This window comes from Buttiauxella noackiae (assembly GCF_000737905.1).
Lineage (GTDB): Bacteria > Pseudomonadota > Gammaproteobacteria > Enterobacterales > Enterobacteriaceae > Buttiauxella > Buttiauxella noackiae.
Genome location: NZ_JPRU01000001.1, coordinates 656,728 through 669,038, shown reverse-complemented (window position 1 = coordinate 669,038; position 12,311 = coordinate 656,728). Strand labels below are relative to the sequence as shown.

Annotated in this window: 10 protein-coding genes; 6 read left to right on the top strand and 4 right to left on the bottom strand. The window is 50.4% G+C overall.

Annotated elements, in window-relative coordinates; all coding sequences use genetic code 11:
- The first annotated feature begins 84 nt into the window (after positions 1–84).
- Positions 85–1,146: a 7-bladed beta-propeller protein YncE gene (gene yncE, locus IX31_RS02950; protein ID WP_051880502.1), complete on the top strand. Its 1,062-nt coding sequence runs from the start codon at positions 85–87 to the stop codon at positions 1,144–1,146.
- Positions 1,147–1,243: 97 nt separating this feature from the next.
- Here the strand turns inward: yncE and paeX are convergent, their stop codons facing one another.
- Both paeX and nifJ read right to left on the bottom strand, forming a co-directional pair.
- Positions 1,244–2,188, bottom strand: coding sequence for a pectin acetylesterase PaeX (gene paeX / locus IX31_RS02945; protein WP_034455669.1), 945 nt, complete (start codon positions 2,186–2,188; stop codon positions 1,244–1,246).
- A 183-nt stretch (positions 2,189–2,371) separates the two neighbouring features.
- Positions 2,372–5,902 carry a pyruvate:ferredoxin (flavodoxin) oxidoreductase gene (gene nifJ / locus IX31_RS02940; protein ID WP_034455668.1) on the bottom strand — a complete coding sequence of 1,177 codons (3,531 nt, stop codon included), beginning with the start codon at positions 5,900–5,902 and terminating at the stop codon, positions 2,372–2,374.
- A gap of 292 nt (positions 5,903–6,194) precedes the next feature.
- Here nifJ and IX31_RS02935 point away from each other — a divergent pair, with 292 nt between their 5' ends.
- A complete protein-coding gene (locus IX31_RS02935; RefSeq protein WP_034455667.1) occupies positions 6,195–6,461 on the top strand; it encodes a putative hemolysin in 267 nt (88 codons plus the stop codon).
- Between the two features lie 5 nt (positions 6,462–6,466).
- On the opposite strand, the gene hslJ is transcribed toward IX31_RS02935, so the two are convergent.
- Positions 6,467–6,892 carry a heat shock protein HslJ gene (gene hslJ / locus IX31_RS02930; RefSeq protein WP_034455666.1) on the bottom strand — a complete coding sequence of 142 codons (426 nt, stop codon included), beginning with the start codon at positions 6,890–6,892 and terminating at the stop codon, positions 6,467–6,469.
- 190 nt (positions 6,893–7,082) lie between these two features.
- Positions 7,083–8,072, bottom strand: a complete 990-nt coding sequence (locus IX31_RS02925; protein WP_034455665.1) for a 2-hydroxyacid dehydrogenase — start codon at positions 8,070–8,072, stop codon at positions 7,083–7,085.
- Positions 8,073–8,294: 222 nt separating this feature from the next.
- On the opposite strand from IX31_RS02925, the gene IX31_RS02920 reads away from it, so the two are divergent.
- From IX31_RS02920 to IX31_RS02905, 4 genes are all read left to right on the top strand, one after another.
- Positions 8,295–10,937: a YdbH family protein gene (locus IX31_RS02920; protein ID WP_034455664.1), complete on the top strand. Its 2,643-nt coding sequence runs from the start codon at positions 8,295–8,297 to the stop codon at positions 10,935–10,937.
- The gene (locus tag IX31_RS02915; protein ID WP_034455663.1) at positions 10,934–11,134 is read left to right on the top strand and encodes a YnbE family lipoprotein; all 201 of its coding nucleotides are present in this window, start codon (positions 10,934–10,936) and stop codon (positions 11,132–11,134) included. Before IX31_RS02920 ends, IX31_RS02915 begins: the two co-directional genes overlap by 4 nt.
- 5 nt (positions 11,135–11,139) lie before the next feature.
- Complete coding sequence (locus tag IX31_RS02910; RefSeq protein ID WP_034455661.1) at positions 11,140–11,463, top strand: YdbL family probable chaperone protein; 324 nt, start codon at positions 11,140–11,142, stop codon at positions 11,461–11,463.
- Between the two features lie 187 nt (positions 11,464–11,650).
- Positions 11,651–11,950, top strand: coding sequence for a hypothetical protein (locus tag IX31_RS02905; protein WP_034455660.1), 300 nt, complete (start codon positions 11,651–11,653; stop codon positions 11,948–11,950).
- Positions 11,951–12,311 lie beyond the last annotated feature (361 nt).

The following is a 12,311-nucleotide window of genomic DNA, read 5'->3' as shown; positions in this document are numbered from 1 at the left end:
GATAATAATTATCAACAGTTATTTAAACCTTTAGCTAACGTCCTGTTAGCTAAAGGTATTCACCTGCTGTTGATAAGGATATTTATGTCTGCTTTACCACAAACCCGCCTGCGTGCTTTGCCTGCTTTAGTGCTTACCAGCTTGCTGTTTTCCAGTTCACTGTTTGCCGACACCTCGTTTACGGTTGAAAGAAAACCGGTTGGCAAAGGGGTGTATGAAATGGCCTATAGCGCGGACCAATCCGCACTCTATGTTGCCACTTCCCAAAGCCGAAAAACGGATAAAGGCGGGGTGGTTTATCGTCTTGACCCGGCAACCCTCGAGGTGACTCAGGCGATTCACAACAACCTGAAACCTTTCGGTGTGGCCTTTAACAAAACCACGGGCACATTGTTCCTGGGCAATACCACCAGCAGCGCGGTGACGGCCATCAACAGCAAGACGGGTGATGTGATTAAGTCACTGGTGGTGGATGAGACAAAGCGCACTGAAACTGCTCGTCCGTTAATGCCGCGCCAGTTAGTGGTTAACGAAGCCACCAACACGCTGTATATGGGCGGATTGGGTGAGTCCAGCGTGCTGTGGGTGATTGATGGAGCAACATTGACGCTTCGGGATACCATTAAAGATCTCGGTAAAATGGCGACGGGCCTGGCGATTGATGAGAAATCCTCGCGTATTTATATGACCAATGCTGACAACGAATTTATTGTTATCGACAGCAAAACCAACAAGGTTATCTCGCGCACAAAATTGGAGACAGAAGGCGAGCATTTCTATCTGAATATCGCGCTGGATAGCGCAAACAACCGTGCATTTGTCAGCGATTCGAAGTCACCGCAACTGTTGGTTGTTGATACCAATACCAGCAAAGTGCTGAACAAAGTGGATGTGCCGCTGGGTCTGGATGTGTTGTTTAACCCGACGCGCAACGAAGTCTATGTGACTCATCGCAAAGCCGGGAAAGTTAGCGTAGTTGATGCGAAAAGCTACAAAGTGCTGGAGACTATCGATACGCCAGCACTGCCAAATAGCCTGGCGCTTTCACCAGACGGGCAACAGCTGTTTGTCAGCGTGAAACAACCGGGAACTCGTGAAAAAGAGCCGACCAGCCCGGACGATGTTGTGCGTATCAGCTTTAAGTAATCGTCATACTTCGAGTTGCCGCCTGGCTGCAACTCGAAGTATTTAGAGTCATTACGCGTGGTGTTTTGTCGTTTGTTTAGCAAAACACCAGAACGCTTTATTTAGGAGAAGCGGGCAAAGCTTCAATCCAGTTTATCAGCAACTCTGGCCAGCTGGCAGCGGGCAAACCGACTGCGCCACGAATCCCAAAACCATGTTTACCCTCCTGGAAAAGATGTATTTCCACCGGCACGTGCTGGGCGCGCAAGGCCGAGAACATGGCAAGACTGTTATCTACCGGGACGGAAGGGTCATCCACCGCATGAACGATAAACGTAGGCGGCGTCTGGTCCGTTACATTCTGCTCCGGTGAGTATTTCTTTATCTGCTCAGGAGTGGATTTCTCGCCAATCAAGGCTTTGCGCGAGCCCGGATGCGCGATACTTTCCTGCATGCTAATCACCGGATACATAAGTGCCAAAAAGTCGGGGCGCGCACTGGTTTTATCTACCTCATCGCTTGCTGGATAAACAGATTCTTCATAGCGCGTAGCAAGGCTTGCTGCGACATGGCCTCCTGCCGAGAAACCCAGAATACCAATACGATGCGGATCGATTTTCCACTTGTTGGCATCGGTTCTTAGAGTTCGAATGGCCCGCTGAGCATCAGCCAACGGTGCATCTGAACCTTCCACATGCCCATTTGCTGGCATGCGGTAGGTCATCACAAACAGGGTATATCCTTTAGCGTTGAAAATGGGAGCAAGGTCGCTACCTTCTTTATCCAGCACTACGCGCTGATAAGAGCCGCCAGGGGTGACTAATATCGCAACCCCATTGGGTTTTTCCGGTAAATATGCGGTGATGGTTGGTGTGCGAATACCTGTTACCGCGCGGTCCGAAAGCCCGCCGTCCTTACGCCTGTCGACAGTTTCTTGCTGCACAGGGCTCGTTTTAGCACCTGGCGCTTCGCCCTGTGACCAGACAGGAAATTCAGGTAGTGCCAGAGCGGCACTACTCATAGACAGCAGGATTGAAGTAGCAAGCAGAGAGCGACCTAACATAGCCTTTCCTTTTTTGAATAATTAACGCAGATATAACATGTTGTTAATGTCAAAAAGGCGAGGTGGTGCTCAATTATGAATCAGATTGGTAATTTTATTGAAATAATGTTTTGAAAATAGAGCTGCGCCCATCTTGCCAGTTATAGCGAAGATGAGCGTAGTCCTTGAGGCTAATCTGGGAAGTTACTCGCTATCTGCTTTTTCCGCTTTACCTGCCATCTGGGCCAGGAAGTCGTAGCGTTTTTGCAAATCTACGGCGGCATCTTTCCACAACTGCTCTGCAACTTCTGGCTGTTGCGCGTTCAGACGGCGGAAGCGCTGCTCTTTCATCAGCGTATCGGCCAGCGCGTCGGACGGCGGACGGGAATCCAGCGCCAGCGGCAGTTTGCCTTCATCGGCACGACGCGGGTCGAAGCGATACAGCGGCCAGAAGCCAGTCGCCGTGAGCTGGCGCATCTGATCGTGGCTGAGCGCCAGATCATAACCATGCTCTTCACATGGGCTGTAGGCGATAATCAGCGATGGGCCCGGATAAGCTTCCGCTTCCTGAATCGCTTTCACCGTCTGGTTGAGCTGTGCGCCAAGTGAAATTTGCGCCACATAAACATGCCCGTACATCATCATGCTGACACCGAGATCTTTACGTGCTTTGCGCTTGCCGTGTTCGCCAAACTTAGTCACTGCACCCAGCGGTGTCGCTTTTGACGCCTGGCCGCCGGTGTTGGAGTAACACTGCGTGTCGAGAACCAGAATATTGACGTTCTCGGTCAGGCTTAACACATGATCCAGCCCGCCAAAACCAATGTCATACGCCCAGCCGTCGCCGCCAATCAGCCAGATAGATTTCTCGACCATCGCGTCAGCGTCGGTGATGAGCTGGCGCGCGTCCGGGTCGTCGATATCCGCCAGATGTTTGCGCAGTTCGATAACTTGCTCGCGGCGCACTTCAGGTGTGGCTTCGGCATGGAGTTGTTCGTTCAGCTCCGCAGGTAGTTTATCGGCAAATTTTCCGACCAGGCGCATCACACGGGCGCGGTGCTGGTCGACCGTTAGACGGAAGCCGAGGCCAAATTCGGCGTTATCTTCGAACAGCGAGTTTGCCCAGGCTGGTCCGCGCCCATTAGCATCAGTGGTGTACGGCGTGGAAGGCAAATTACCGCCATAAATTGACGAACAGCCGGTGGCGTTAGCTATCAGCATGCGGTCGCCATACAGCTGGGTCAGCAGTTTGATATACGGTGTTTCGCCGCAGCCGGAACAGGCGCCGGAGTATTCGAACAGCGGTGTCAGCAACTGCGAAGTACGAATATCAATGCGCTCAAGGCTGGTGCGGTCCATTTCCGGCAGTTTGAGGAAGAAATCGTAATTCTCTTTTTCTTCTTCAACGTGCTCAAGGCGCGACATCATATTGATGGCCTTGATTTCCGGGTTCTGGCGATCTTTAGCCGGGCAAACTTCCACACACAAGTTGCAACCGGTGCAATCTTCCGGTGCCACTTGCAACACATATTTCTGCCCACGCATATCGCGGGATTTCACATCCAGCGACTGCAACGCGGCAGGGGCGTTTTCCATCGCTTCCGGCTGCACGACTTTGGCACGAATCGCCGAGTGCGGGCAGGCGGCTACGCAGTGGTTACACTGGGTACAAATATCCGGTTTCCAGATAGGAATTTCTTCGGCGATGTTGCGTTTTTCCCACTGCGTGGTGCCCATCGGCCAGGTACCGTCCGGCGGGAGCGCAGAAACGGGGAGTGCATCTCCAAGGCCTGCGAGCATCGCGGCAGTTACGGTTTTAACGAAATCAGGTGCGGCGTCGGACACCACCGGTGGGCGCATTGGGCTAGTTTCGTTGACTTCTTGCAGCGCTACTTCCGCCAGCAATTCGCGGGATAATGCCAACGCCTGCCAGTTGCGCTCCACCAACTCCTGACCTTTGCTGCTGTAGCTTTTTGCAATCGCACCTTGCAGTTCTGTCAGTGCGCTATCGCCCGGCAGAATATTAGTGAGATGGAAAAATGCCATCTGCATCACGGTGTTGATACGTGCACCAAGCTGGCATTCACGGGCGATTTTCGCTGCATTAACCACAAAGAAGCGCGCTTTTTTCTGGTTCAGTACCGCCTGAACTTCTTGTGGCAGGCGATGCCATACTTCGTCCGCGCCGTAAGGCGTGTTGAGCAGGAGAATACCGCCTGGTTTGAGGCGTTCGGCCATTTGATATTTGTCGATAAACTGCAACTGGTGGCAGCCGACAAAATCAGCGCGGTCAATAAGGTAGGTTGAGTTAATCGGCTGTTCACTGACACGCAGGTGGGAAACCGTCAGACCGCCTGCTTTTTTGGAGTCATAAACGAAATAACCCTGAGTGAAGAACGGTGTCGAGTTACCGATGATTTTGATGTTGTTTTTGGTGGCGGACACGCTGCCGTCACTGCCAAGACCATAGAATAGCGCTTCAAGTTTGGCGCGGTTCGGCAGGGTATTTTCCGGCAATGGCAGAGACAGGTTGGTTACGTCATCGTAGATGCCAACGGTAAAGCGGGGGCGCGGTTTGGCCTGCGAGAGTTCGTTAAATACCGCCAGCACACAATCCGGGCCAAACTCTTTGGACGAAAGGCCATAACGCCCGCCAATTACGCGTGGCAACGTTTCACGTTCGCCACGGTTAAACGCTTCGGCAAGGGAGGTCATGACATCGAGATAGAGCGGTTCTGCCAGCGAACCGGGTTCTTTGGTACGGTCAAGCACAGCAATGTGGCGGGCACTTACTGGCAACACTTCTAATAAATGGTCGGCGGAGAAAGGACGGAACAGGCGAACTTTCAGCACGCCGACTTTCTCGCCGCGTGTCAGTAATTCGTCGACAACTTCTTCACACGTTCCGATAGCGGAGCCCATCAGGATAATCACGCGCTCAGCTTGCGGATGGCCGTAGTACTCAAACGGGCGATACTGGCGGCCAGTTGTTGCCGCAAAGCTGTTCATCGCCTGTTCAACGTGTTCATACACTGCGTCGTACCACAGGTTGCTGGCTTCGCGAGACTGGAAATAGGTGTCCGGGTTAGCGGATGTGCCGCGAATTACCGGGTGCTCTGGATTCAGTGCGCGGGCGCGGTGATCATCTATCTCTTTTTGCGGCAACAGTTCCAGAATGGTGCTGTCTGCCAGTGGGGCGATTTTATTGATTTCATGTGATGTGCGGAAACCGTCGAAGAAATGAATAAACGGCACGCGACTCTTTAGGGTTGCGATATGCGAAATCAGCGCGAAGTCTTGTGCTTCCTGAACGCTGCTGGCGCACAGCATGGCGCAACCGGTCTGACGAATTGCCATCACATCCGAGTGGTCACCAAAAATTGAGAGCGCGTGGGTGGCGACAGTGCGTGCCGCAACATGCAGCACAAACGGCGTTAATTGCCCCGCCAGTTTGTAGAGCGTTGGGATCATCAGCAGCAAACCCTGCGATGAAGTAAACGAAGTGGAAAGGGCACCGGTTTGCAGCGCGCCGTGAACCGCAGCAATCGCACCCGCTTCTGACTGCATTTCTACAACGCGTGGCGTATCGCCCCAGATATTTTTACGGCCATCCCCGGACCAGGCATCAGCCAATTCAGCCATGGTTGAGCTAGGGGTTATCGGGTAAATGGCGATGACTTCACTGGCGCGAAACGCCACTGACGCGACCGCACCATTGCCGTCGATTGTGATCATGGAGACACCCTTACATTGCGCAATAATATGAATACGAAAAGGCCCACATGACAACGGCGAGCCGAAGAATAATCTTTTAATTCTAGCAAAGCCCACAGAAGGTGATTTTCGCTTTTGTGTCCTGCGTTGAACCTTGATTGAGGTCGTGAAAAGGGTTGGGTGGTTATGTTTTGCGCAATAAAGTGATCCGCATTGCAAAATCACACACATTTTATGGCTTTACGGCCTCGACGCAACGCAACGCCTGCGCTTATGATTCTTAGGTTTTGCAACGTTCAGGGGGAGAAGAGTAATGCGCGCTGCGTTTTTAGCGGGATTTGCCGCACTGTTATTGTCGGCATGTAGTAGTGAACCACCTCAACAAGCCACTGCAGCTCACGTACCGCCTGGTATGCGTGCAGCAATGTCAAATCAAGGGCAGGCGAGTTGTGCAATGATTGGTGGGACGTTAAGTGTTGCTCGTCAGCTTGATGGTTCGGCAATCGGTATGTGCGCGATGCCAAACGGCAAACGCTGTAGTGAAAATGCGCTTGCCGCCGGAACGTGTGGAGCGTACTAGCTTAATCAGTTGACCAGATCGGCCAGTTTATAAACTAAAGTATGCTGGCTGGTTTTGAGCGTCAGCTGTTGCGCAGCTAAGTCAACTTTTGCACCCGTGGTCAGCATATCGTTAATCATGTGATCCAGCCCATTAAGCTGCGGTTCCGCACACATCATCATGGTCATTCCCAGACCTTTGGCTTTCAGGGTATCACCTTCAAGTGTTGCCTGACCCATAAAGCGGTTACACATGCTGCCCGCAATGTGCATGTTCTCACCGAAACTCAGTTCCGGCATGCGATCAATCCCGGTTAACGGCTTGCCATCAACACTTTGCAGAACATAGCGGTGGTGTTGCAGATCTTGTGTGGTCACTGTCGATTTATCGCCTGATTGCGCGCAACCGGCCAGTACCATTGCAGCCAGAGCTAAAGAAGCTAATTTTTTCATTTCTTGTCCTTAAGTTATTCGTTTCATCAATGAGTTGGTGCCAACTTTGGCAAAAAGCGGGGCGTGATTCTTTAAGGATAATCTTAAAACGAGAGTTGAATCTATTTCGTTATAGATGTCGCTAACGCTAACCCAATCGACATAACTCCAGGTGTAGGGCGTATTAGCGCAGCGACATCCGCCACAAAGATTAACTCACCTGATTAACACAAGGCTCGCCGTTCTCTAATTGACGTAAGTTTTCCAGCGTCGTTTCGGAAATGCTGGTTAACGCTTCCGCAGTCAGGAATGCCTGGTGGCCGGTAAACAGTACGTTATGGCAGGCTGACAGGCGACGGAATACATCATCCTGAATGACATCGTTAGATTTATCTTCAAAGAACAGATCACGTTCGTTCTCATACACATCCATACCTAACGCACCGATTTTTTGATTTTTCAGCGCATCAATCGCGGCTTGTGAATCAATCAAAGCGCCACGGCTGGTGTTGATAATCATCACACCATCTTTCATCTGTTCAAATGCGGCCCGGTTAAGTAAATGATAGTTCTCAGGCGTCAGCGGGCAGTGCAGTGAAATAACGTCTGATTGTGCAAACAGCGTTGGCAAATCGACATATTCCACACCCAGTTCAAGTGCTGCAGCACTTGGGTACGGATCGAACGCCAGCAAGCGCATGCCGAAGCCTTTCAAAATTCTCAATGCGGCGATACCAATCTTACCAGTACCAATCACACCGGCGGTTTTGCCATACATGGTGAAGCCCGTCAGCCCTTCAAGAGAGAAGTTCGCATCACGGGTACGCTGATAAGCGCGGTGAATACGACGGTTCAGGCACATCATCATGCCGAGGGCATGTTCTGCTACGGCTTCTGGTGAATAAGCTGGAACTCGTACTACTGGCAGGCCTAACTCTTTAGCAGCGTCAAGATCGACGTTGTTAAAACCTGCGCAGCGCAATGCGATGAACTTCACACCGTGCTTTTTGAGCTCTTCGAGAACAGGGCGGCTACCGTCGTCATTAACGAAGATACAAACACCATCGCAACCATGAGCCGTTTTGGCTGTTTTTTCGGTTAGCAGGAAGTCGAAAAATTCAAGATCAAAGCCATATTCATTATTAACCTGCTCCAGATACTTTTTGTCGTACTGTTTTGTGCTGTACACTGCCAGTTTCATGAGACTTATCTCCAGAATGATATTGGTGTAAAATTATCACGCTTAAAATATTCTTACAAATATTAAAATTTATTTTTAAGCATGAAATTCTGCCGCTAACTCAAGGTTGGCTACGCTTATACCAGGTACGACCTTCACGCCCGGTCCAAATAATGCAAGAATAATCGCATATGTTATGTAAATGGGCACATAATTGTCGCAGAATCAGGATATTAACCACCCATGAAGGGTAAATATAAAGCCATTATTGCGTTGGTGCTGATACTCATTCTGCTACCGTTAACGCTTCTGATGACTATAGCCCATTGGCTGCCAACGCTTGCCGGTATCTGGCTGCCGCAAGGGACACGCATCGCTATGGAAGCCAGCCCACGCTTTACGCGCGGTGCGATAATCGTTCCTGATTTGCATTATCTTGCCGGGAATTGCGAACTGGCGACGATAAAAGATGCCACTCTTAGCCACCCCAAACGCTGGCGCATTCATCTTGATACGCTCAATCTTAACGTTGATTGCCTGAGCAAAATCCCTCTCGACAAATCAGGCCCAGCCGCACCGCGTACTTTGGCTGAATGGCAATCACTGTTGCCTGAAAGCCTGCTTACTATAGATAAGGTCAATGTAACACCCTTTCAACAGTTCTCCGGTGGTTTACGTTTGACGCTAACGCCGCAACAGCAAACGGTTCACTACAAAGGCCCATCGCTCAGCGTTGATGCGCAGCTAAACGGTCAAATACTCAATCTGCAAAAGTTAAAAATTCAGGCTTTTGCTGGTATGGACCCGCTGGAACTTGTCGGCACCATTACCTTACCTCCGCTTACCGATAAACTGCCTGAACAGGGCCATCTGGCGACAAAATTACGCATTCCACAAGAGTCTGATCTGATCGATGTCGTTCTGAACTGGCACGATGATCAGGGTTCATTTTCACTGAAGAACCCAGCTGCGCCTGAACCATTGATGACACTTCCCTGGACCATTAGTGAGAACATTTTTGAAGTCAATGGTGGGCAGTGGTTCTGGCCCTATGCGGGGTTCCCGCTGCGTGGCGGCATCGCTTTACGGATTGATGACTGGAAGCAGGGGTTGGAAAAAGCCTTAATCAGCGGGCGTATGAACGTCATCACGCAGGGGAGTGCCGGGAAAGCCAACGCGGTGTTAAATATTGGCCCCGGTAAGCTCAGCATGATCAACAGCGCCTTACCGGTGCAATTAACCGGTGAAGCAAAACAAGATGGCATGGTGTTATACGCCGTACTGCCGGGTGAAATTAGCGGCGCGATTGCCGACCCACAATTAATGTTCCGACCAGGTGCACTGTTGCGTTCTCGAGGGCGTGCCATTGACTCTATCGATGTCGATGAAATTCGCTGGCCTCTGGCTGGAGTCAGCGTCACGCAACGCGGTGTTGATGGACGGTTGCAGGCAATAGTTCGCGCACATGAAAACCAGATGGGTAATTTCGTGCTGCATCTTGATGGTAAAGCGGATGACTTTTTGCCCGATGCGGGTTTGTGGCGGTGGAAGTATTGGGGCAAGGGTGAGTTTACCCCGATGCAGGCGAAGTGGGATGTCCGCGGGCAAGGAGAGTGGCGCGACAGCGTGATTGAGCTTAGCTCGCTTTCTACCGGCTTTGACAAGCTTGAGTACGGCTCAATGTTGGTCACTGAACCGCGTTTGAAACTTGAGAGACCTCTTCACTGGCAGCGTGCGCAAACAGCTCCTGTTTTTGATGGCGCGTTTATCCTCAATGCGGGGGAAACGACGTTCAGCGGTGGCAGTACATTACCGCCGTCAACATTAACGTTTAGTGTGACGGGCGAAGACCCTTCTTCCTTCCAGTATAAAGGTGACCTGCATGCCGGGAGTATTGGCCCGGTACGTGTGAATGGTCGCTGGGACGGTGTGCGCCTGCGTGGTAATGCATGGTGGCCACAGCAAGGTTTGACGGTATTCCAGTCCCTTATCCCCGCTGACTGGAAAATGACGTTAAAAGATGGCTCGCTCTATTCGCAGGTGGCCTTTTCCGCAGCTGCAGGGCAGGGATTTGAGGCCGGTGGCCATGGCGTGGTGAAAAATGGCAGCGTCTGGTTGCCGGATAACCAAATTAATGGTGTTGATTTTGTATTGCCCTTCCGCTTTAGCCACAGTACGTGGCGATTAGGGACAGATGGCCCGGTCACATTGCGGATTGCCGAAGTGAAAAATCAGTTCGCGGCGACAAATGTGACGGCCGATCTTGAAGGCTGGTATCCATGGAGTGAAAAGCAGCCGCTGATGCTCAGTAACGTTAATGTGGATCTTCTGGGTGGAAAATTACGTATGCAGCAATTGCGCATGCCACAACGCGATGCGGCCTTGCTACGCTTAGAGAATATCTCGTCGAGCGAATTGATTTCTGCGGTCAATCCCAAACAGTTCACTATGTCCGGGCGAGTGAATGGAGCGTTACCGCTGTGGCTTAACCATCCACAGTGGATCATTAAAGATGGCTGGCTGACAAACCCTGGGCCACTTACATTGCGGTTGGATAAAGATATGGCTGATGCCATTGTTGAGAACAATATTGCTGCAGGTGTTGCGGTTAACTGGCTGCGTTATATGGAGATTTCTCATTCCTGGACAGATATCAATTTAGATAACCTTGGCGTGCTAACTTTGCGTGCGAATGTACAGGGCACAAGCCAGGTTGAAGGGAAAAGGAATGCGGTGCGGCTGAATTACAGCCATCAGGAAAACCTCTTTACGCTTTGGCGCAGCCTGCGTTTTGGGGACAATTTGCAAACCTGGCTTGAGCAACATACCGAATTGCCGGATGTGCGTTGCCAGGCTCGCGATAAAGCTTGTGAGGAAACACAATGAAAATCGTCATCGCTATGCTCCTGGTGACAGGGATTGCAGGGTTAACGGGATGCACGCCGCGTATTGAAGTCGCGGCGCCAAAAGAACCTATCACCATTAATATGAACGTGAAAATCGAGCATGAAATTCATATTAAAGTAGATAAAGACGTTGAAACGTTGCTTAAAAACCGCAGCGACTTGTTTGGCCAGGAGTGAAGCTCATGAACAAAATCGTTAAGAGTGTTTTTCTGGCATCCATCTTATTTAGCCACCAGGCATTGGCATTAACCCTGTCTGAAGCACGCCAGCAAGGGCGAGTGGGAGAGACATTAAGCGGTTATGTTGCGCCAATCAAACAAGATAAAGAGACACTGGCATTGGTGAAAAGCATTAACGAAGCACGTGCGGAAAATTATCAGAAACTGGCAGATAGCAACAACATCTCAGCAAACCAGGTCGCAGAATTGGCTGGACAGAAGCTGGTGGCTCGAGCACAACCGGGTGAGTACGTGCGCGGCATTAACGGCCAATGGATGAAAAAATAACCCGGTGCGCAAGGCGCTGGGCTACACTGAAGTTGCTTTAATGACATGGATTGTACACGCATGTATTAGCCATACCGTTGTTCTGAAGCCCGCTCATTTACCTGTGCGTGAAATAGTATAAGGACAAAAAACCACTTTTTATTCCGTACTATGGATACAACTATGGGTACTGGATGAGGAACAACTGATGAAAAAGATCATTTTGACCGTGGTGCTATCTCTGGTTACCACAGCGGCGTTCGCGCAATTAACGATGAATTCTGGATCAAGTAATACGAGCTCAGGCAGTTCATCAAGCAGCAGCCAGCAAACAGGCACCGTTGACTTGATCGGCAGTGATACGGTTGCAGGTTTTGGGACTAGCGATACCGTGGCTGGTCTTAGTGGGACCGATTCGCAGACTATCAACCCAACATCTTCATCCTCGCCAATGCCGGCTTTTGGGCATACGGGCAACCTCAGGCAACCTGGTTCAATTCGCCATTAAGCAATAAGTAGAGCAGCTGCTGCATAGCATCAAACGGTTACCGACCAGAGTCTTACGAGAAAGTGTGAATGCTGGATATAAACGTAAGGTTGTAACCGTCATGCATTTCAATGCTGCTCTCGTTTTGGCGAAATTTACGTATATTTATATAACATCTGGAATAAAAGCTTATTTTCTCAGCAGGTTAATTTAAAACCAGTGATTGGTTTTTATTCTATTTAAAATATTCACCTTATATTTTTTAAGTACATTCTCGATTAAGAAAACATCCCCCTCATAAAGTGTCAAATCCATCAGGTATGATTTACGTAACAGTGCCTGTTTGCATCTTAGAGCAGGAGTAGGGTTTTTGAATTATTCG

Bases quoted from the DNA above. Each gene is read 5' to 3' on its own strand.
- yncE (WP_051880502.1), top strand. From the start codon at position 85: ATGTCTGCTTTACCACAAACCCGCCTGCGTGCTTTGCCTGCTTTAGTG.
- paeX (WP_034455669.1), bottom strand. From the start codon at position 2,188: ATGTTAGGTCGCTCTCTGCTTGCTACTTCAATCCTGCTGTCTATGAGT.
- nifJ (WP_034455668.1), bottom strand. From the start codon at position 5,902: ATGATCACAATCGACGGCAATGGTGCGGTCGCGTCAGTGGCGTTTCGC.
- IX31_RS02935 (WP_034455667.1), top strand. From the start codon at position 6,195: ATGCGCGCTGCGTTTTTAGCGGGATTTGCCGCACTGTTATTGTCGGCA.
- hslJ (WP_034455666.1), bottom strand. From the start codon at position 6,892: ATGAAAAAATTAGCTTCTTTAGCTCTGGCTGCAATGGTACTGGCCGGT.
- IX31_RS02925 (WP_034455665.1), bottom strand. From the start codon at position 8,072: ATGAAACTGGCAGTGTACAGCACAAAACAGTACGACAAAAAGTATCTG.
- IX31_RS02920 (WP_034455664.1), top strand. From the start codon at position 8,295: ATGAAGGGTAAATATAAAGCCATTATTGCGTTGGTGCTGATACTCATT.
- IX31_RS02915 (WP_034455663.1), top strand. From the start codon at position 10,934: ATGAAAATCGTCATCGCTATGCTCCTGGTGACAGGGATTGCAGGGTTA.
- IX31_RS02910 (WP_034455661.1), top strand. From the start codon at position 11,140: ATGAACAAAATCGTTAAGAGTGTTTTTCTGGCATCCATCTTATTTAGC.
- IX31_RS02905 (WP_034455660.1), top strand. From the start codon at position 11,651: ATGAAAAAGATCATTTTGACCGTGGTGCTATCTCTGGTTACCACAGCG.